The organism is Paenibacillus sp. 01T443 (assembly GCF_056398325.1).
The window spans coordinates 89,252-110,700 of the sequence record NZ_JBFTPE010000009.1; the positions used below are offsets into that span (position 1 = coordinate 89,252).

Consider the following 21,449-nt stretch of genomic DNA (forward strand, 5'->3'; position numbering starts at 1 on the left):
AATCAAACTTATATCTACAAAGGAGTGTCTTACGAAATGACTTACCAAAATCCCGTTATTAGCGGCTTCCATCCCGACCCGAGCGTCTGCAGAGAAGGTGAGGACTACTACCTGGTGACCAGCTCTTTCGAGTATTTTCCGGGAGTACCGCTCTATCACAGCAAAGATCTTGTGCATTGGCAGCAGATAGGACATTGCTTGACCAGGCCAGAGCAATTGGATTTGCGTCAAGCGGGCAGTTCTGGCGGAATATTCGCGCCTACTATTCGTGTTCATAACGGTACATTCTACATGGTCACCACAAATGTCTCGAGCGGGGGCAACTTTTATGTGTATACGAATGATCCGCGCGGGGAGTGGTCTGATCCGATTTATTTAGATCATCCTGGGATTGATCCTGATCTCTTCTTCGACGAGGATGGGACGGTTTATATTACTTCATCCGCGAGTAATGATATAACGGGCCCGGGTATATACCAGTGCCGAATCGACTTGAAGACCGGGAAAAAAGTTTCGGAATGCGCGTTCCTATGGACGGGGACCGGCGGGCAATATCCGGAGGCTCCGCATATCTACCGGATCGGCGATTGGTATTACCTCCTCATATCCGAAGGAGGCACGGAATACGGCCATATGGTAACGGTGGCAAGGAGCAAAGGGCCGGCCGGACCGTTTGAGAGCTGTCCGAACAATCCGATTCTGTCTCATCGGAGCCTCTTCAAGCCGATTCATGCGACGGGACATGCAGACTTCGTCCAGACGCCGGATGGCGGCTGGTGGGCCGTATTCCTTGGCATACGTCCTGTCGGGTATCCGAATCGTCATCATCTCGGCAGAGAAACGTTCCTTGCACCCGTCACCTGGACGGAAGACGGATGGCCGATGATCGGCGAGAACGGCACCATAGGAGAGACGATGCCTTCCGCTGGGTTAACTCTGCAGCCTGTGACCGAAGAGCATATGGTGAGAGACGACTTCAACGCTTCCGCTCTTGCTCCGCAATGGAATTTTCTGCGTTCGCCGAACCCGGATAATTGGACGTTGACGGAGAAAGACAGCTGCCTGACGCTGTACGGCTCCCCGGCTACCTTAAATGCTGTTGACGCGCCTGCGTTTATCGGGCGGAGACAGCAGCACTTTGCATGCCGCGTATCCGCATATTTGACGTTTGCGCCGCAGCGAAACGGCGAAGAAGCGGGAATAACCGTATATATGAATGAGCGGTTTCATTACGAGATTGCAGTGACAAGAATTGCCGGCGAGCGCAAGATCATTTTCCGGAGAAGGGTCGGCAGTTTATGGAAGGTGGAGCATGAGGCGCCATGGTCGGCTGATAAGGTTGTGCTGACCGTCAAATCGGACAAGGAGCATTATGCCTTCGGTTTCTCAAGCAGCAGCCATGAGGAGCCTTTCTGGTTTGGCCAAGGCGAGTGCGCTTTGCTAGCCACGGAAGTAGCCGGCGGGTTTACGGGCGTGTTCTTCGCCATGTATGCTACGGGCAACGGCACTCGATCCGAGTCGCCGGCCCATTTTGACTGGTTCCATTATGAAGTCGTCGAGTAGGAGTTTTATCCGTCATCTACTGAAGATGGCTTCGCCGAAGTGTAAGTATGCCAGATCATTAAGGTTATAAAAAAGGAGAATTCGCATGAATCAAATACCAAAACCAAATCAACCGCTTGTCACCCATATTTTCACGGCTGATCCTTCTGCGCATGTATTCGATGGAAAAATTTATATTTACCCGTCGCATGATCTCGACCACGATGGACCTGATAATGACAATGGGGACCATTATGCAATGGAAGACTATCATGTGCTTTCCATGGACAATCTAGAATCTCCCGTCGTTGATCATGGCGAGGTTCTTCATTTAAGAGATATTCCGTGGGCCTCCAAGCAGCTTTGGGCGCCGGATGCCGCTTATAAGAACGACATCTATTACTTGTTTTTTCCCGCACGGGATCATGAAGGGATTTTTCGGATCGGTGTTGCGACAAGCGCGTCTCCGGCCGGTCCTTTTATCCCGCAGCCGGATTACATTGCAGGCAGCTTCAGCATCGACCCGGCTGTACTGATTGACGAAGATAATCAGGCCTATATCTACTTTGGCGGTCTTTGGGGCGGCCAACTGGAAAAATGGCAGACCGGCAGCTTCGAGCCGGAAGCTGCGGGGCCGGATGCGAGTGCTCCTGCTCTTGGTCCTCAGGTCGCGATATTGAGTGAGGACATGCTGTCTTTTCAAGGAGCTCCGCAGGAAATTTCGATCAACGATGAGGACGGCGGCCCGATTCTGGCCGGCGACGAGGATCGGCGATTCTTTGAAGGACCGTGGGTGCACAAGCATAATGGATGGTACTACTTGTCCTACTCGACCGGTACCACGCATAAGCTCGTCTACGCCGTCAGCCGGAATCCGCTGGGCCCGTATACCTTTAAAGGAACGATCCTTACACCGGTAATCGGCTGGACGACCCATCATTCCATCGTCCAGTTTGAAGACAAATGGTACCTGTTTTATCACGACTGTTCCCTCTCTGGAGGCGTCAACCATAAGCGGTGTGTCAAGTATACGGAACTGCATTATAACGAGGACGGGACGATTCAGACGAACGATCCTTATCCAGGAATCTAGTATTTGCCGGGTTAATGAACAAATAATTGACAGGTTGTTGCTAACGAATGCAAGCGCTACACTTTTGGTAAACAATTGCCTATGGCTTGTTTGAGCTTGAAGCATTACATAGGTAAGAGGAGGCGAACAAAGAGTGGTCAATTCTCATACGGATGCTTCCACAAAGCTGCATGAAGCGTTCAGTCAGCAGTTTTTAATCGGGGCGGCAGTAAATCCAAGGACGCTGGTCACGCAGCGTGAGCTGTTGGCGGAACATTTCAATAGTATAACGGCGGAGAACGAGATGAAGTTCGAGAGCCTGCATCCTGCAGAAGATCGATATACCTTCGAGAATGCGGATCGATTGATTGCGTTTGCCAAAGCGAATGGCATGGCGGTTAGAGGACATACCCTGGTATGGCACAATCAAACGCCTAATTGGATGTTTGAGGATCACACCGGCGGCGCAGTTAACCGCGAAACGCTGCTTGCGCGGATGAAATCCCACATCGAAACGGTGGTTGCGCGTTATAAGGGATGCATCTATGCATGGGATGTCGTAAATGAAGCGGTTTCCGACAGCGGCGGGGAGCTGCTGCGTTCGTCCAAGTGGCTGGACATCGCCGGAGAGGATTTTATAGCCAAAGCGTTCGAATATGCGCATGCGGCGAATCCGGAGGCGATGTTGTTTTATAACGATTATAACGAGTCCATCCCTGAAAAGAGAGAAAAAATTTATACCTTGGTAAAGTCGTTGAAGGAGAAGGATGTGCCGATCCACGGGGTCGGACTCCAGGCGCACTGGAACTTGGAGCATCCGTCCATTGACGATATACGCCAAGCGATCGAAAGATATGCAAGCCTCGGCGTGAAGCTGCATATTACGGAGTTGGACGTATCTGTATTCCAGCATGACGACCGGAGAACTGATCTGCTCGCGCCGACCAAAGAGATGCTCGTGAGGCAAGCGGAACGTTACAAGCAATTTTTCCAACTGTTTAAGGAGTACAGCGAATGTATCACGTCCGTAACATTCTGGGGAGCGGCCGATGATTATACTTGGTTGGATAACTTTCCGGTGAAAGGCCGAAAAAACTGGCCATTCGTCTTTAATATGGCGCATAAGCCCAAGCCATCCTATTGGGACATTTTGGACGCAGCACGTTATTGACCTCGGCCGGGCAAGCGTAAAACGTAAGATAATGTAACTGGTAGTATAAGTGTTTAATAAGGAGAGATAGGGATGAATAATACGATAATATCTAACCCGGTCATGTGGTCTGATGTTCCGGACGTAGATGTCATAAGAGTAGGCACATTTTATTATATGGTCAGCACGAGCATGCATACGATGCCCGGATGCCCGATCATGAAGTCTGAGAACCTGATGCATTGGGAGATCGTGAATTACGTGTACGATACATTCGAGGATAACGATGCACACAACTTGTTGGATGGGAAAGGCATTTATGGACAAGGGTCATGGGCCGCAAGCTTGCGTTATCATAACGGATTGTTCTATGTGTGCTTCTCAAGCAATGATATGAATCGTTTTTATATATACCGGACGAATGATATCGAGAATGGTCAATGGGATCGCTCCACGATTGAAGGGCTCTTTCACGATCCGGGCTTATTGTTTGATGAAGGCCGCGTCTACGTGATCTATGGTAACGGTGATATTTACATTACGGAGCTAACGGATGATGCGACAGCTGTAAAGCCTGGCGGAGTCAATCGGCTGTTGTTTGAAACGGAACGGGACGGCATTGGACTGCGATGTGAAGGGTGCCACGCGTATAAGATAAACGGCCGCTATTATCTGTTCTTCATCGAGTGGCCAAAGACCGGAAACCAACGTCGTAGACAAATTTGTTATCGCTCGGAAGAGCTTCTTGGTCCTTATGAAAGCAAATTGATTTTAGATGACGACATGGGCTATCAGAACAAAGGCGTTGCGCAAGGCGGCATCGTTGAAACGCCGGAAGGCAGGTGGTATGCCGTGCTGTTTCAAGATCACGATGCCGTCGGCAGAATTCCCTGCGTGCTGCCTGTATCTTGGGTAGATGAATGGCCTATCATCGGGGTGGAGGGGAAGGCGCCAGAGGAATTTGAAATCCCGTTGCCCGCCACATCTACTAAACCGTTGGTGATTAGCGACGAGTTTGAATACACGGAAAACAAGTTGGCGCTGAACTGGCAGTGGAATCATAACCCGGACAATCAACTTTGGTCGGTGACGGAGCGGCCAAGTTTTCTGCGATTGGAAACGGGCAATTTGACCGACAGCGTAGTACACGCGCGCAATACATTAACGCAGCGGACGGAAGGACCCGCCTGCAGCGGGATGACGTTGATGGACATTTCCCATATGAAACCGGGCGATCATGCCGGGTTGGTCGCTCTACAGAATCACTTCGGCACCGTTGGCGTTAAAGTTACGGAGAACGGCGACAGATTCGTTGCGATGTGTGTTAATCGTGGCGATGGCAGTGAAGAAGAGGTCGAGAATATTCGATACGAGCCCAGTCAGATTTTTTTAAAGATTGATTTTAATTTTGCGAATAGCATCGATACAGCAAATTTCTATTACGCTGCGGATGGAGTGAAATGGATTCAAATCGGCCGCCCGTTAGAGATGAAATATACGTTAGATCATTTTATGGGATATCGGATCGGGTTGTTTAATTATGCAACCAAGCAAATAGGCGGGTATGCTGAGTTTGATTATTTCCGTTATGCCAGGGTAATGAAACAAAGGTTCGAATAAATGAGGTCCGGTTAATGTTTATTGTTCATCAGTGCCCAACTTTGCGGCACTGATGTTTTTTTACACACAATTTGTATCCGCTTACAGCTAGTTGGTTTTAGAGGAAACCTAAGTCGAAATTTCGTATCAAATGATACTTTTCAAACAAGAAATTACATGGTTTGTACGTATTAACTACTATAAAATGAGCTCAGAAATAGATATTTTGTTGGAATTAGATACAATTAAGAGGAGGAGATACAAATCAATGTTTAAAAAGTCGTTTGCATTTTTATTAGCGCTTACATTATTCCTAAACCTTGTACCAAGCACGTCAGTCTATGCGCAGCAAGGCGAGAGCAATTTTGAGAACCCATTTATATGGGCGGATGTTCCAGACCTCGATGTCATTAGGGTGGGTGATGCGTACTATATGACGAGCACGACCATGCACATGAATCCTGGCGTGCCGATTATGAAATCATATGATCTCGTGAACTGGGAAATCGTCAATTATGTTTACGATATCCTTGCAGATAATGACGAACAAGCGCTCAGAAACGGGAAAAGCAATTATGGTCAAGGCTCGTGGGCCAGCAGCCTTAGATATCATAATGGAAAATTTTATGTGGCATTTCCTTCGTATGATACCGGCAAAACTTATATTTATCAAACGGAAGATATAGAGAAAGGCCCATGGACGCATTCAACGTTTGATGGCGTTTATCATGACATGTCATTGCTATTCGATGATGACGGACGTGTGTATATGGTTTATGGCGGCGGCGATATTAAAGCCATTGAGCTCACCTCGGATGCAACGGCGATCAAACCGGGCGGGCTTGATAAAATCATCATTCCTAATGCAAGCCTGGTTGCAGGGCCAAACGTTGGCCTGAATGCTGAAGGCACACATATTCAAAAAATTAAAGGCAGCTATTATGTATTCAACATCACATGGCCGAAAGATGGTATGCGTACTCAAATTGTTCATCGAGCGGACGCTATAGACGGCACATACACAGGACAAGTTGCCTTGAGGGATGCTGGTATCGCACAGGGTGGAATTGTGGATACGGTTGATGGGAAATGGTACGGAATGTTGTTTGGAGACCGCGGATCCGTTGGACGTATCCCCTACCTAATTCCCGTTACATGGGAAGACGGGTGGCCGATATTCGGGGTTGATGGCAAGGTTCCGCAAAGTATGCCTATTCCAGTTAATGGCGTGACATCGAAGAACCTCTTAGTAGATTCTGATGAATTTTATCAGAGACCAGAGAGAGTAGGAGCTTCACATACCGTATTCGGGGAAACAGCGAATATCGTTTCTAATCCATCATTTTCTGCTATACAAACCGCAGCAGATCCAGCAGCACAAACATTCGCTGCGGTAAGCGAAGGAAATGAACTCCTTGTAAACGGCGGATTTGAAGCCGGCCAAGAGCCGTGGACAGGACATGAGAATGCAACGGTTACAGCATCAACATACGATTCTTTCAGCGGCTCAAGCAGTTTGTTCATCAGCAACAGACAGGCGACTGGCGCAGGCCCGCAGCATGTGATTACCGGAAAAGTGAAAGCAGGCGGGGTATATGAATTTTCCGCAAGAGTGAAATATAACGGTAACAGCGCGCTGCCTGCAACCAAGCAATTTAACTTTGCTATCCAAGATGGCGATTGGACGACGATTAAGGTGCTTGGATCGACAACGGTAAACAAAGGGGAATGGGGTACCATTCAAGGAACCTATACCATTCCGGAAGATGCAGTGCTTAATGAACCGCTTATTTTTATTGAGACGGTTTGGACACCGCAACAAGATCCGACGTTAGATTTAATGGATTTCTATGTCGATGATGTATCGCTTAGAGACGTGACGCCGGATTCAAACCTGCTTGTAAACGGCGGATTCGAGAATGGCCGAGAGCCTTGGACGGGCCATGAGAATGCAGCGGTTGCGGTAACGGCGGACGAAGCATACAGCGGCTCAAGCAGCTTGTTCATCAGCAACCGACAATCTACAGGCGGGGGGCCGCAGCAATCGATTGCCGGAAAAGTGAAAGCAGGCGGAGTGTATAAGTTTTCCGCCAAAGTGAAATATGACGGAGACAGTGCGCTGCCTGCGACCAAGCAATTTAACTTCGATATCCAGGATGGCGACTGGACGACAATCAAGGTTCTTGGATCGGTTACGGTAAACAAAGGGGAATGGGGAACCATTGAAGGAACGTATACGATTCCGGATGATGCCGAGCTTCATGCACCGTTTATTTTTATGGAGACAGTTTGGACACCGCAACAAGATCCGACTTTAGATTTAATGAATTTCTATGTCGATGATGTTTCACTTGAAGATGTTACACCGGCCGGCGGGCTGGACAAAGCGAATATCGGTGAATACGATTATAATGGTTCTAATCTTGCATTAGTGTGGCAGTGGAACCATAACCCGGACAACAGAAATTGGTCGCTTACGGAGCGCCCGGGTTATTTAAGGCTAACGACCGGCAGAAAGAGCACTAATCTTCTTGATGCCAGAAATACGCTTACGCAAAGAACATTTGGACCCGAGAGCTCTGGAAGCATTGCAGTGGATATAAGCCAAATGAAAAATGGCGATTATGCTGGACTTGCTGTATTGCAAAAAGAATATGGCTATGTCGGCGTTAAAATGTCCGGGACTTCGAAAGCCATTGTTATGGTAGATGGCAGCTCCGGAACGGCAGTGGAAGTGGCTAGCATTCCAGTCACTGAGAAAAAGGTATATTTTAAAATTGAATTGGATTATAAAAATCAGACCGATAAGGCGTATTTCTATTACAGCCTTAATGGAGCTGACTGGACAGCGATAGGGAACACGCTGCAAATGCATTATACATTGCCGCATTTTATGGGCTATCGTTTTGCATTGTTCAATTATGCAACAAAAACGACAGGCGGATCAGTCGATTTTGATTATTTCAGAGTCGAGGATAAGATGACGGGTTCAAATGCGTCCGCAACCATCCTAAATGCGGAATTAGGAGATGTTACCGATGTTATCGGCGTCCAAAATATGGAGCTGGAAGTGTCTGTTAAAATGGATGCACTGCCGTCAGGACAATACACATCGATTTCGGCTTCCTTTAACATTCCGAAGTATCTATCTGTAACCGGAGTGGATTTCAATTCTGATAATATCGTGGGAGACCCTTCATTTACTTTCGCTGATAATCGGCTTCAGGTAAAGGTTTCTGGCGAAAATGTGAATTTCACACATCAAGCTTCCGATTTGTTTGCGACAATTAAGCTGAAGGTTGAAGGCTTCGTTCCAACAGATCAAACGGTTGCCATCCAGACCGATTATATTCAGGTCGAAGGCGGGAATATTGGCTACAATGTCCATGAAGCAGTGGCAAACGTAGGATTAAAGAAGCTGGATACAGGCGCCATTGCCAAAACTCCAGGGTATTCCAATCCGCTTATGGACCATAAATTAGGGGCAGACCCCTACGCATTGGCTTATAATGGAAGGGTTTACATCTATATGTCAAGCGATGATTACGAATATGACAGCAACGGAAACGTGAAAGACAATTCGTTCAGCAATTTGAATAGAGTTTTCGTCATTTCTTCTGATGATATGGTCAACTGGACAGACCACGGTGCAATTCCGGTGGCGGGTCCTGCCGGCATTGCCAAATGGGCAACGTTCTCTTGGGCGCCGGCAGCCGCACATAAGCAAATAGACGGCAAGGATAAATTTTTCCTTTATTTTGCAAATGGTGCTGGAGGTATTGGGGTACTCACATCGGATAGTCCGATCGGGCCGTGGACAGATCCGCTAGGAAAAGCACTGATTACGGGCAATACTCCTGGCGTTCCCGGCGTTGTATGGCTTTTTGACCCGGCCGTATTGGTTGACGATGATGGTAAAGGTTATCTGTATTTCGGCGGAGGAATACCTGGCGGTAACAATCCGACGCAAGCGCAAGTTGCAAATCCTAGAACGGGCAGAGTCATGGAATTAGGCGATGATATGGTCTCCACTGTTGGGGAAGCGGCTTTAATTGATGCTCCTTTCTTGTTTGAAGACTCGGGTATTCACAAGTATAACGGTAAATATTATTACTCTTATTGTTCGAATTTCGCCGGTACGCATCCGGAAGGGACACCTCCTCCAGGTGAAATTGCTTATATGGTGAGTGATAACCCGATGGGGCCTTTCACTTATGTCTCACCTATTCTGAAAAATCCCTATGAATTCTTTGGCGTAGGCGGCAATAACCATCATGCGATTTTTGAATTTAATAACGAGTGGTATGCGGTATACCATGCCCAAACCGTCAGCAAAGCGCTTCTAGGTGACGGAAAGGGATACCGTTCTCCTCATATTAATAAGGTTGAGTTCTACGAAAATGGATTAATCAAGGATATTAAAGGTGATATGGAAGGTATTTCGCAGATTGCGGATCTTGATCCATATAAGAGAACCGAGTCTGAAACCATTGCTTGGAATGCCGGCATTCTGACCGAGAAATCAGAAGCACCTGGCAGTCTGGTAGAAAGCATTAATCTTCACGTCACGGATATTGATAATGGAGACTGGCTTGCCGTAGCAAACGCTGACTTCGGTGAAAAGGGGGCGGCATCATTCGAAGCCAATATTGCGGCTGCTGCAGGAGGTACAATCGAAATTCGCCTGGATAGTCCGATTGGCGAAGTGATTGGCACTCTTGACATCGCTGCTGCAGGCGGAGAGCAAGTATGGCAGCTGCTGAAAACAAACGTAGATCATGTCAAAGGGATTCACAATGTCTTCTTTATGTTTAAAGGAGCGGGTACTAGTAACTTATTTAATATGGATTATTGGAAGTTTACAGCTGTTGATCCGGGACCAGATGTAACTCCTGTACAATCTGTTAGTATCACAAGTGAGGTAACAGGGGTTAAGATCGGTGAAACATTAACGGTAGGCTCGGCGATTAATCCATCCCAAGCAACAAACCCGATTTATCAGTGGACATCTAGCGGGAAGATTAGCATCGTTGGCGACAGCAACAAAGCTTCGGTTGCCATCAAGGGAGTTTCTGCTGGAACCGGCACGCTTACATTAACGGTTACTGCGGGCGGTTCGGAAAAGAAAGCCGAAATGGAATTCACGGTAACCTCTTCGAATAACGGCGGCGACGGTACACCAACTGCTCCGCCTGTTACCGGCAATACAGTCGTCGATATTCTTATCAACGGCAAAGCTGAAAGTGCGGGTACGGCTGTGAAATCCGAAAGGAATGGCCAAACGGTAACCACGATTGCTATTGACCAGATAAAGTTGGGTCAATGGCTTGCAGCGGAAGGAGATCAAGCAAGAATCACCGTTCCGGTTAATAGCGAGTCCGATATCGTAGCCCTGAAGTTGAATGCCCAAATGGTCAAAGAGATGGAAGTGAAGAAAGCAGTACTGGAAATACAAACGAATCGGGCAACGTATACCGTTCGTGCTCAGCAAATCGATAGCAGCGCAATTTCTAAGCAGTTCGGCGCATCGGTCGCTTTGAAGGACATCACGATCCAGATCGAAATCGCCGTACCGGATGCAGCAATGGCAGAATTGGTTGAGAATAAGGCAATCAAAGGAGAATTTACATTGGTTGCGCCGCCAATTAACTTCACGGTCACGGCCCAATACGGTGGCAAGACCATCGAAATTTCGAAGTTCAACGCGTATGTAGAGAGTATGATTGCGATTCCGGACGGCGTCGCTCCAAACAAGCTTACTACAGTCGTTGTGGTCGAACAGGATGGAACGGTACGCCATGTGCCAACAAAAATCATCACTATTGAGGGCAAGCTTTATGCTAAGGTGAACAGCTTAACGAACAGCACATACGCTGTTATCTATCATCCGGTAGAGTTCTCGGATGTCGCTCAGCATTGGGCGAAGGATGCTGTAAATAATTTGGGCTCGCGGATGGTCATCACAGGTATCGGGAATGACCGGTTTAATCCGAGCGCAGATATTACGCGTGCCGAGTTCGCAGCAATTGTCGTACGGGCATTAGGCTTGAAGCAGGAGAACGGTGCAACGCCATTCTCGGATGTGAAAGCTGAGGATTGGTACAGCAGCGCCATAGTGACGGCACAGTCATACAATCTGATCAATGGCTTCGAAGATGGCACCTTCCGTCCTCAAGATAAGATTACGAGAGAACAGGCTATGGTTATCATTGCCAAAGCATTGACGATCACCGGCCTGAAGGCAAATCTTGAGAACCAGACAGCTGATGTTGTATTGCGCCCTTACAAAGATGCTGCAGATGCGTCAAGCTGGGCGAAGAATGCAATCGCTGACAGCATTCAAGCGGAAATCGTATCAGGAAGAAGTGCTGCAGTGCTTGCGCCGAAAGCTTATATTACGAGAGCCGAAGTTGCTAAGATTGTACAACAGTTATTGCAAAAATCTGGATTAACTTAAACAGATGAGCAGCAAATTGACAACCTAGAATAATGAGCGCTTCATGTGCCCTATCCCTTAACTATCAGTTGATAACAGGGATAGGGCACATTTGTTTTCCGTACGAACGAACATTAATTTATATGAAAAAAGGCATGTGAAATCAAGCAGAGTCATAGGGTGACTCTGCTTGATTTGGCGTGCCAGGCTTAGGCGTCATCTGCAGGAAAGCCTAGCATAGTGAAAAGGGAGCAGCCATCCAGCTCCTATATTACTCTGCAGGAAGATTTGGATAGATCATGACTTTAATGCTAGTATCCTTTCTTGTACGTGCGGTCTCCACCGCTTCCTTGATATCCGTTAGCGAGTACCGGTGCGTGATGATGGACTCGATGTCTACGGAAGAATGCTGCAGGGCCTGGATAGCTGCCGGATAGGTATTCGCATACCTGAATACGCCATAGGCGTTGATCTCGCCGTCGATGAGGCTGGCCATATCCATTGGCACCTCATCTTTAGCTGGAAGCCCGACAAATACGATCCGACCGCCTCGCTTGACCAGCTTCACCGTATCAGCCATCGCTCTGGCATTGCCAGACGATTCCACGACGAGAGTGATGCCGGCACCTCCAGTCAGCTCATCCAGTCTCTCCGCCACCTGATCCGCAGACGGATCGAATACCGCCTTGAAGCCCATCTCAAGAGCAAGTTCCCGCCGATAAGCTACAGTATCAGTGCCGTAGATTTCGGTTATGCCGAACAATTTTGCCGCCTGTCCGGCCAAGAGGCCGATCGGACCGAGTCCCGTGATCAGCAGGCGATCGAACGGCTTGGCTTCACCGCGCAGCATCGCATGGAATCCGACCGACAGCGGCTCGAGCAGCGCGCCTGCCTCAAAGCTCATCGAATCTGGCAGCTTGAACAGGTAGTCACTCGGCATAACGATATATTCCGCCCAAGCTCCGTTCACGGGTGGAGTCGCTAGAAAGATAACATCGGGACATAGATTGTACCTTCCCGATTTGCAATATTCGCAGCGTCCGCATGTCACGCCAGGCTCCACTGCGACGCGGTCGCCCGGTGCTAAATGCGTGACCGCTTTACCGACCTCTACGATCTCACCCGCCAGCTCGTGGCCAAGCACAATCGGTTCCTTCACGATATAACGTCCGATTTGTCCATGCTCGTAGTAATGAATATCGGAACCGCACACGCCTATGCAGTGAACTTTAACCAATGCTTCGTTATCCCCGGGAATAGGGATGTCCACCTGCTTAACCGCTATAGACAACGGTTTGTCCATTATTGCCGCATTCATCATGCCTGTCTTCATATGCTTTCGCTCCTTTGGTATTAAAAATTTCATGATTCCGGATTATGGCTCAAACCACCCGAAACACCGGATTCACCGGTATAAAGTGAACGGGCAGGCTAGGATACGATTCCTGCAGCCGTTCTGCCAAATAACGCATGCCGGGCTCTTCGCTCTCCGCATGTCCTAGTACAAGCAGCGATTTCGGTAAGCCCTGATACGTTGAGTCCCTCACATATTCGGGCGTTTATCATCGACCGTGTTCTCAATCGGATGGACGGAAGAGCGCAGTTGATCGATTACATTTTGAATTGTAATCCTCATGGATCCTATTCCTTTCTACGAGAGTTAATCCGTCCTCCTACACTTCGATGCCTAGAGGCATAATCCTTGTTTTCTTGGCGTCGGTATTAAATAATGGCGATCAGTTTGTGGTTTTTTATTGTTTAGGTGGAGCCGAGCAAGCAAGCCGAATCTTGGCTGGAATGTGCCGTATTTCAGTTGTGATATTGTTAATATGAAGATTTTATAATAGCGAAAGCCGGTGCATTTTAGTATCTTTAATTATAATTGCTTTCATTAAAGAAAGTTACAGAGATAATGTAAAGTATTAGAGGGGGGTCTTGTGATGAAAATTGGTAAACAAAGAAATGGCGGCACATTATTTACTCATCTGATTTTTTCATTCACATTAATGGCCGTTGTCTTGATCGGTCTTGTGGGCAGCTATCTATATGTTCAGGCTAATCGCTTAATGGTGGATGAAATTGCTAGAGACAGCCGGCAACGAATAGAGACATCGAGTGATTTTGTCGAAAATACGGTGCTCCAAAAATACGAGAACAGTATCCGCAACCGTGCGGTATCCACCTTGTCGTTAGAGAGCCAATCCATGCTGAACTATTTGCTGGATAGCAAGTGGGAAGGTAATGCGGGCGGAATATTAGCTTTTCGCAAGGATCTTGAAATTTTCAAAGTTGCAAATGAAGGCGTTTACAAAATAACTGCGTACTTCGAGAAAGGCAATTATATCATTGATAATAGTCAGTTTTACTCGAAGCTGGACAATTCACCAGATGCCCCTTTCTTGAAAGAATCCCTTCCATCAGGTTTAAACCGATGGACGTACAGAACGTTATCTGATGGGACAGAAGTGTTGACTTATGCCATTGCCCTTCCATACGGTTCTTTGTCAAAAACGTCGGCAGGAGCAATGTATATTGACGTTAACTTAGAATATATCAATCAATTGGTATCGAGCACGATGAGCTCACCTATGGAAAAGTTGTACGCTTTTAATGAAGAGGGCAGCTCCATTATCCATTCGGGCCTAAATGACGAAGAGGGTCTTTCGATTGCGAAGCAGTGGCTGGAATCCGATGGGGGAGATAAGGATATCCATTATAATAAACGCGGCAAATACGTATTGTCTTACATGAATGATCAGACTTCGAATAATAATTGGAAATATGTACTCATTCGGCCGATGAACACATTCGTATCCTCATCGGAGCAGTTGAAAGGACAAATATTTAGCAGCTGCCTTCTCGTATTGTTAATCGGACTGCTATTTTCTTATTTGATTTCCAAACGCGTGTATGTTCCGATGAAGAAGCTTGTATCCAGCGTACGCAGCTTTTATCATCCGGGCTCAGCAAATTATTCACAAAACGAGTTTGCAATTATTGGAAGCACACTATCTACGTTAGGTCAAAAAATCGAAAATTTAGAATCCAAAGCTAAGGTAAATGAACTTAAAAACCTCGTATTAGGCGCAGGAATCGGCTCGGAGTATTACGATTATTTACCGCTGCAATGCCATTACATGATTAGCTATATTCGTATATTGGAAGGAGATTGCGAAGTCTTCAAAGCTTATTATGTAGAGCATGCTGCTTATAGTTATTATAAATTCGTAAGCTTAAATGCACAGGAAGCGGCGATTATCTACTTCAGTGAGCTGAACATGACGAACGAAGAGTTGGAGCAAACATTGCTGAACGAATTGAACCGCATGAAGAGCGTGACGGCCGAACCATTACGCTTTGGCGCTGCCATTGGTTCGCATGTTCAAGCTCCTGAAGAAATTCCTTTCTCGTATCAAAGCGCCTTACATGCGTATCGTTATCGGTTTTTTTATGGTTCGGAAGCTATTGTACGGCATTCGCAAATTCCGCCTAATCATCTAAAGCCGCATATCTTATCCTTTGATGTTTATAAAAATGCGTTGAAAGCGGGTAACGACGTTTCTATGAATCGGTTTATGGACGATTTCCAAAAGACAATGGAGAAAGGCGATATCCAATTGGAAACGGTTGAGCTAGGGCTTCTTCAATTAGTTACGGTGTTGTATCAGTCCGTTATTGAGCTTGATCTGCAACAAATCGTTCCGCCTTCGAGCCTATTCGATGAGTTGAAAAAGGAGACGCTCACAGACACGCTTGAATCGATTCGGGATTTATCCGCTCAAATTACGGCTCATGTTCAAGAGACAGGCAATCATGCGCATACGGAAATCATTCATAAATTAAAAACGTTTATCGATGACAATATTCATGAGGATTTATCGCTTCATAAATTGTCCGAGGTCGCTTCGCTTGCGCCATCGTATATCTCTACCTTATTTGGAACAGTCATGAACGAATCCTTTACTGAATATGTGACTCGGGTACGGCTTGAAAAGGCTGCTAATTTGCTAAGAGAGGATAAAAAGTTATCCGTGGCAGAAATTTCTGGAATTGTTGGTTACCGCAATCCGCAATATTTTCACAACAAATTCAAAACGCGTTACGGAGTTACGCCCGTTCAGTATCGAAATGTAGGCAATTCAAGCGCTTAGCGCTTAATAAATGGGGATGAAGCAATCGCGATGCGATTGCTTTTTCTTTTGTTCATAAAATCATATCCTTTATGCGAAGATACTTTAGTGATTTTAATGAAATTGCAATAGAAAAAGCGCTTACAATGGCCTAATGTAAGGGGTGTTCAGACCAAGTCTCAACGCAAAATCGTATTTGGAAGGAGAAAACAACTATGAACCCGGCAAGCGCTGCTGGCATTCACAAACAGGGAGAAGGCCTTGAACCTAAAGTCTCGAGGTGGACACTCACTTGGCGGCAATATAAGAAAAATAAGTACTTATTCTTATTGTTAGCTCCCGTGCTTATCTGGTATGCCGTATTTGCTTATGGCCCGATGTACGGCATCCAATTGGCGTTCAAAGATTATTTTATCCGTGATGGAATCTGGGGAAGTCCTTGGGTAGGCCTCAAGCATTTTGAATATTTGTTCACGGCGTCGCCAGACTTTTGGAAAATTATTAAAAACACGATTATTATCAGCTTTTACCATATTATATTCGGTTTTCCCGCACCGATTATATTAGCCCTATTATTTAATGAACTCAGGTTCTCACTCTTTAAGAAGATTGCACAGACGATATCGTATTTGCCTCACTTCTTATCTTGGATCGTTATCGGGGGGATTATGATCACGCTGTTATCCCCAAATTCGGGTGTGGTCAACTATATTATTCAGTGGCTCGGCTTTGATTCGATTTACTTTCTTGGCAGCGAGAAGTATTTCCGATTTACGCTCGTTATGTCAGGAATATGGAAGGAGATAGGCTGGGGAACGATTATCTATTTAGCTGCATTGACGAGTATCGATTCTCAAATGTACGAAGCGGCTGTCCTGGATGGAGCGAATCGTTGGAAGCAAACGCTGTACATTACCATTCCTTCTATTCTACCTGTTATTGCAATCCTGCTAATTCTTAGGGTGGGCGGCGTGCTGGATGCTGGATTCGACCAAGTTTTAACGCTTTATTCGCCTGCCGTATATGGGGTGGCGGATACGCTCGATACTTATGTGTACCGGATCGGCTTACAGAACTTCCAGTTCAGTTTGACGACGGCTGTTGGATTATTTAAAAATGTGGTTGGTCTTATGCTGGTTCTGTTTGCAAACGTCATTACGAAAAAAATGGGGCAGGAAGGCCTTTATTAAAAATAGGACGGCGATAGCCGTTTACGCTTGTTCATGTAAGAAAGGAGTAACTAAAAGTGAAGATATCCGCTGGCGAAAAAGTATTTCAAGTTTTTTTAATCGTATTTGTAATCATTCTTAGCGTCACGATGATTTACCCCTTTATGCACGTGCTATCCATATCGTTTAGCACACCTGCGGAAGCATTGCGGCCGGGTATTCATTTCTTTCCGAAAGAAGTTTCTTCCTTTGCTTGGAAGCGCGTGCTGACGACGGAAACGGTTTGGCAAACGATGGGGAATACCGTTTTCCGTACGGTTGTAGGAACGGCACTGACACTTGTTTTCCTATCGCTGGGCGCCTATCCTTTATCTCGCAAATATTTGCCGCACCGTGGATTTTATACGATGTTCATTGTCGTAACCATGTTTTTTGGCGGCGGGCTTATTCCTACCTATCTGTTGATCAAAGGACTCGGGCTTATTAATTCGGTATGGGTGTATGTTATCCCTGGGCTTCTCAGTACGTTCAATCTTCTGCTTCTCCGCAACTTTTTTATGGGCATACCAGAGGAATTGGAGGATTCAGCTAAGATTGACGGCGCCAATGATATGCGGATCCTATTCACGATCATTATTCCGCTTTCGAAGCCGGTACTTGCGACACTTGCGCTATGGACTGCCGTTGGCCACTGGAATGCTTGGTTTGATTCGATGTTATACATGCAGGACCAATCGAAGATTGTTCTTCAGCTCTTCTTAAGACGGCTCGTCATTTCGTCCGAGGGAGATCCGATGCTTCCGGTCCCTACGAACGAACAGGCTCCTGAAATGGTCAAAGCTGCGATCATTATGTTCACCGCTCTGCCTATATTAATGGTCTACCCGTTTCTTCAACGATTCTTCGTCAAAGGGATCATGGTTGGATCACTCAAAGGTTAGTTTTAATAGAACGGTTTAAACAGATCGCTATATCAGCGAGCTGTCTAAATATATAATAGGAATAGAAAAGGGAGGAAGTAAAAGAAAATGAACCACACAAAAAAGAAATGGTTGGGATTTGCCGCGATAGCCTTATCAGTATCGCTTGTCATGAGCGGGTGCAGCAGCAATAATACGGGGAATAACGGTACCAACGAGCCGAAGTCGACGAACAATGGGGAGTCGCCGGCAGCGGAGGCGCCGATTGAAATTACTTGGGCAAATAACTTTAATACGCCTGAGAAGGACGGCAACTATGTTCAAACCGAGCTTGAAAAGAAATTCAATGTCAAAATCAAAAACGTCAAATTGGAGCGCGGTACTTGGAAAGAGCAATTTTCGGTGCTGCTAGCTTCAGGCGATATTCCTGATATTTTCCCGATTGATGCAAACGAAACAGATATGGTGCAATGGGCAGATCAAGGCATCATCGCGGTTATTGACCAAGCTGAAATTGAAACCTATATGCCGAAATTTACGGCAGCATTAAATTCGGTTGATTCCGGCGCATGGGGTGTCGGCCAATACAACGGCAAAAACTGGGGAATTCCAAAAGTTTGGCCAGGCGGCCTTGACGGATTTATCCCGGGCTACAATGAAGCATGGCTGAAAAATATCGGCTACTCCGCACCTCCTAAGACACTCGAAGAGGTTGAAGACGTACTTACGAAATTCGTTAATGACGACCCGGATAAGAATGGGAAGAAGGATACGTATGGCCTGATCGGCCGCGGCAAGCTTACGGAGCAATTATTCACTAGCATTTTCTCGGCGCATGGCGTTTCGCCTTATCAGTTCAAGAAGGACGCATCCGGAAACGTCGTTTATGGCGGCATTACCGAAGAGACGCGTACAGCATTGACATTACTCAGCAAATGGTACAAAGCGGGTCTTATCGATCCTGAATTCATTACTAGCGATAATAACGAGATTAATATTAAATTTGCCGACCAAAAAATCGGTATGGTTGATAACGGGAAGTGGGGCAATTTTTACAAAGATTCAGGATTTGTTGCAAAACCTGGCCTTGAGAAGGGACAAATATTCCAGCCTGGAACGCCATTTACGGCATCAGACGGCATTGCTTATTCTTTCGCGTATGGCGCAAGACAGGCACCTGTATTGTTCGGCGTTCAATTAGAGAAGGATGATAAGAAACGTCAAAAAATTATGGAAATCCTTGAGTATGTAGCAACGGATTCCGAAGGTTTTCTGCTGACGGGCTTCGGTCAATTGGGCGTAAGCTATGATATGGAAAGAGACCTCGCCATTGCCAAAACGGATGAAGCGGTTGCCGCTCCGAAGATGGGAGCGGGTAACTTCTATAATCCGCTAAGCTCCACGGACGTATCGATGCAGAAGCATACGACAAAACAAGAGCTGCTGGATCTGAAGGATAAGCTAACTGTAGGAGTCACACCTTTACTTAATGTACTGGGTCCGGCAGTACTGACAAGCAAACCAAAATATTGGGGCAATCTGAAAACGTTGCAGGATACGTATGTGATCAAGGCGATTACAGGTGAAGCAAACACGGAGAAAGATTTTGACGGTTTCAAAGAAAGCTGGCTGAAATCCGGAGGCCAGGAAGTAACCGATGAAGTTAGTAAAGTGTTAGCGGAGCGCAAGTAGGGATGATAGGCTGGAGCATGAACATGCTCCAGCCTATTTATTAATAACAGAAGCAAGACGACCCTTAAATAACGGAGGAAAAAATGAGCGGATTAATCTTATATGAGCAGCCGAATGAGGCAATCGGCAAAGACGATTTTACCGTGAGTGTGCGAAAGCCTGGCGGGGTGTGGCAATCTCTGTTTGTTTTTGAAGCGAAAGTGGATATGCATCATGTTCGATCTGCATCTATGGTTTATTTTGACATGGAAGGTATAGTGGAGGTTTCTGTTATTTCCAATAAGAAGCGGATTGAGCAAGCGGTCATTCGCCCATTATCGGCACAAATCCCATTTCAAACCGAAAGGGATACGATTACTTTCACTTTGGATCGACCGTGCAAACTTTCAATTGAAATAAATGGGGAACGTTTTAGCAATTTGCATCTGTTCGCTAATCCGATTGAGACAGCACCGCCTAAACCAGATGATGCAAACGTACTGGCTGTCCGCGCAGGCACACACCGATTTGTTGATATCACAGCAAACGTACAGCGCCTGTCTGAGCCTGCTGACGGTGAGAAAAAGGTGATTTACTTCATGCCGGGCACTCATCATTTTGACAATCCGATGCTTCATATCCCGTCGGAAACTACGGTTTATATTGCCGGAGGCGCTATTCTGTACGCGTCCTTAATCTGCAAGCATGCAGAAAATATCGTGATACGCGGCAGAGGCGTGCTGTATATGTCCGATATGGAGAAAACGACTTATTTAAGAGGCGTCCAAATCCAATTTTCTAAACATATCGAAGTTGAAGGCATCATAACGCTTGATCCTCCTCATTACAGCATTTATCTCGGAGAGTCTGAGCATATTCGCATCAACAACTTCAAATCGTTCAGTACTCGCGGCTGGTGCGACGGAATTGATATGATGGCTAGCTCGAACGTGGAAATTCGGGATGTTTTTTTGAGGACGTCAGATGATTGCATTGCGATATACGGCAGCCGCGGTGAGTATTACGGAGATTCACGCAATATAACGATTAAGGATTCTGTCTTTTGGGCCGACGTCGCCCATGCCATGCATGTTGGCATTCATGGTGATCATCAAAATAACGGCGATATCGTAGAGAGCATTCTATTTGAAAATATCGATGTGTTGGAGCATCACGAGCCGCAGGAAAATTATTGGGGCGTCATGGCGATATGCGCTGGTGATAACAACACGGTTCGTGATGTGACATTTAATAATATTAGGGTGGAGGATTTTGAACTAGGTCAGCTTTTCGATGTCCGTGTAGTGTGGAATAAAACGTACAATCCGGTGCCTGGCCGATGTATCGAGAATATTGTGTTCAGCAATATCACCTATAACGGCAATAACACCAATCCTTCGCGTATATTGGGCTATGATGAGGAGAGGCGGATAAAAGACATTCATTTTAATAATGTCCGGATTAACGGTGAAGTTGTTGTCGGCCTGCTAGACGAACGCTTTATAGTGAATGAATTTGTGAGCGGTATTTATTTTGAAAGTGAAAAAGCATCAAGTTAAAGGAGGAAGGCCTTAGTGCCTTTCTCTTTTTTATGAACCGTCGCAAACGACAGTGCTCGATGTAAACCATACAACCTCACCATAACAATCCTCCAAAATAATACTTAAGTATCTTTATGGAACAACCGTATTGCAGTTATGCTATTACTAAATTATGTAATTACGTTATATGAGGTCAGAGAAGTTCGATAGAGCATAAAC

At 46.3% G+C, this 21,449-nt stretch carries 11 protein-coding genes and 1 pseudogene; 10 read left to right on the plus strand and 2 right to left on the minus strand.

The annotated features are described in order from the left end of the window. The first annotated feature begins 36 nt into the window (after positions 1 to 36). The 5 genes from AC1DLI_RS18710 (at position 37) to AC1DLI_RS18730 (ending at position 11,820) form a co-directional block, all read left to right on the plus strand. A complete protein-coding gene (locus AC1DLI_RS18710; RefSeq protein ID WP_477605208.1) occupies positions 37 to 1,563 on the plus strand; it encodes a glycoside hydrolase family 43 protein in 1,527 nt (508 codons plus the stop codon). 85 nt (positions 1,564 to 1,648) lie between these two features. Beyond that, entirely contained in the window at positions 1,649 to 2,635 is a 987-nt protein-coding gene (locus AC1DLI_RS18715; RefSeq protein ID WP_477605210.1) for a glycoside hydrolase family 43 protein, read from the plus strand. A 133-nt stretch (positions 2,636 to 2,768) separates the two neighbouring features. Further along, the gene (locus AC1DLI_RS18720; protein ID WP_477605212.1) at positions 2,769 to 3,785 is read left to right on the plus strand and encodes an endo-1,4-beta-xylanase; all 1,017 of its coding nucleotides are present in this window, start codon (positions 2,769 to 2,771) and stop codon (positions 3,783 to 3,785) included. Between the two features lie 72 nt (positions 3,786 to 3,857). Further along, a complete protein-coding gene (locus AC1DLI_RS18725; protein WP_477605214.1) occupies positions 3,858 to 5,384 on the plus strand; it encodes a glycoside hydrolase family 43 protein in 1,527 nt (508 codons plus the stop codon). A gap of 247 nt (positions 5,385 to 5,631) precedes the next feature. After that, positions 5,632 to 11,820: a family 43 glycosylhydrolase gene (locus AC1DLI_RS18730; RefSeq protein WP_477605216.1), complete on the plus strand. Its 6,189-nt coding sequence runs from the start codon at positions 5,632 to 5,634 to the stop codon at positions 11,818 to 11,820. Positions 11,821 to 12,070: 250 nt separating this feature from the next. Here AC1DLI_RS18730 and AC1DLI_RS18735 read toward each other — a convergent pair whose 3' ends face one another. Both AC1DLI_RS18735 and AC1DLI_RS18740 read right to left on the minus strand, forming a co-directional pair. Continuing rightward, positions 12,071 to 13,132: an NAD(P)-dependent alcohol dehydrogenase gene (locus AC1DLI_RS18735; RefSeq protein ID WP_477605218.1), complete on the minus strand. Its 1,062-nt coding sequence runs from the start codon at positions 13,130 to 13,132 to the stop codon at positions 12,071 to 12,073. A gap of 49 nt (positions 13,133 to 13,181) precedes the next feature. Then, positions 13,182 to 13,358: pseudogene (locus AC1DLI_RS18740) on the minus strand (Nif3-like dinuclear metal center hexameric protein); the annotation flags it as partial. A 381-nt stretch (positions 13,359 to 13,739) separates the two neighbouring features. On the opposite strand from AC1DLI_RS18740, the gene AC1DLI_RS18745 reads away from it, so the two are divergent. The 5 genes from AC1DLI_RS18745 to AC1DLI_RS18765 all read left to right on the plus strand — a co-directional run bounded on the left by AC1DLI_RS18745 (position 13,740) and on the right by AC1DLI_RS18765 (position 21,248). Then, entirely contained in the window at positions 13,740 to 15,950 is a 2,211-nt protein-coding gene (locus AC1DLI_RS18745; RefSeq protein ID WP_477605220.1) for a helix-turn-helix domain-containing protein, read from the plus strand. Between the two features lie 194 nt (positions 15,951 to 16,144). Further along, positions 16,145 to 17,119, plus strand: coding sequence for an ABC transporter permease (locus AC1DLI_RS18750; RefSeq protein WP_477605222.1), 975 nt, complete (start codon positions 16,145 to 16,147; stop codon positions 17,117 to 17,119). A gap of 56 nt (positions 17,120 to 17,175) precedes the next feature. Further along, positions 17,176 to 18,039 carry a carbohydrate ABC transporter permease gene (locus AC1DLI_RS18755; RefSeq protein WP_477605224.1) on the plus strand — a complete coding sequence of 288 codons (864 nt, stop codon included), beginning with the start codon at positions 17,176 to 17,178 and terminating at the stop codon, positions 18,037 to 18,039. An 87-nt stretch (positions 18,040 to 18,126) separates the two neighbouring features. Then, positions 18,127 to 19,710 carry an extracellular solute-binding protein gene (locus AC1DLI_RS18760; protein ID WP_477605226.1) on the plus strand — a complete coding sequence of 528 codons (1,584 nt, stop codon included), beginning with the start codon at positions 18,127 to 18,129 and terminating at the stop codon, positions 19,708 to 19,710. A gap of 83 nt (positions 19,711 to 19,793) precedes the next feature. Then, positions 19,794 to 21,248 carry a glycosyl hydrolase family 28 protein gene (locus AC1DLI_RS18765; RefSeq protein WP_477605228.1) on the plus strand — a complete coding sequence of 485 codons (1,455 nt, stop codon included), beginning with the start codon at positions 19,794 to 19,796 and terminating at the stop codon, positions 21,246 to 21,248. Positions 21,249 to 21,449 lie beyond the last annotated feature (201 nt).

What these genes read in the sequence shown, in the direction of transcription:
- AC1DLI_RS18750 (WP_477605222.1), top strand. Translation starts at nt 16,145, where the DNA reads ATGAACCCGGCAAGCGCTGCTGGCATTCACAAACAGGGAGAAGGCCTT.
- AC1DLI_RS18760 (WP_477605226.1), top strand. Translation starts at nt 18,127, where the DNA reads ATGAACCACACAAAAAAGAAATGGTTGGGATTTGCCGCGATAGCCTTA.
- AC1DLI_RS18725 (WP_477605214.1), top strand. Translation starts at nt 3,858, where the DNA reads ATGAATAATACGATAATATCTAACCCGGTCATGTGGTCTGATGTTCCG.
- AC1DLI_RS18745 (WP_477605220.1), top strand. Translation starts at nt 13,740, where the DNA reads ATGAAAATTGGTAAACAAAGAAATGGCGGCACATTATTTACTCATCTG.
- AC1DLI_RS18730 (WP_477605216.1), top strand. Translation starts at nt 5,632, where the DNA reads ATGTTTAAAAAGTCGTTTGCATTTTTATTAGCGCTTACATTATTCCTA.
- AC1DLI_RS18765 (WP_477605228.1), top strand. Translation starts at nt 19,794, where the DNA reads ATGAGCGGATTAATCTTATATGAGCAGCCGAATGAGGCAATCGGCAAA.
- AC1DLI_RS18710 (WP_477605208.1), top strand. Translation starts at nt 37, where the DNA reads ATGACTTACCAAAATCCCGTTATTAGCGGCTTCCATCCCGACCCGAGC.
- AC1DLI_RS18735 (WP_477605218.1), bottom strand. Translation starts at nt 13,132, where the DNA reads ATGAAGACAGGCATGATGAATGCGGCAATAATGGACAAACCGTTGTCT.
- AC1DLI_RS18715 (WP_477605210.1), top strand. Translation starts at nt 1,649, where the DNA reads ATGAATCAAATACCAAAACCAAATCAACCGCTTGTCACCCATATTTTC.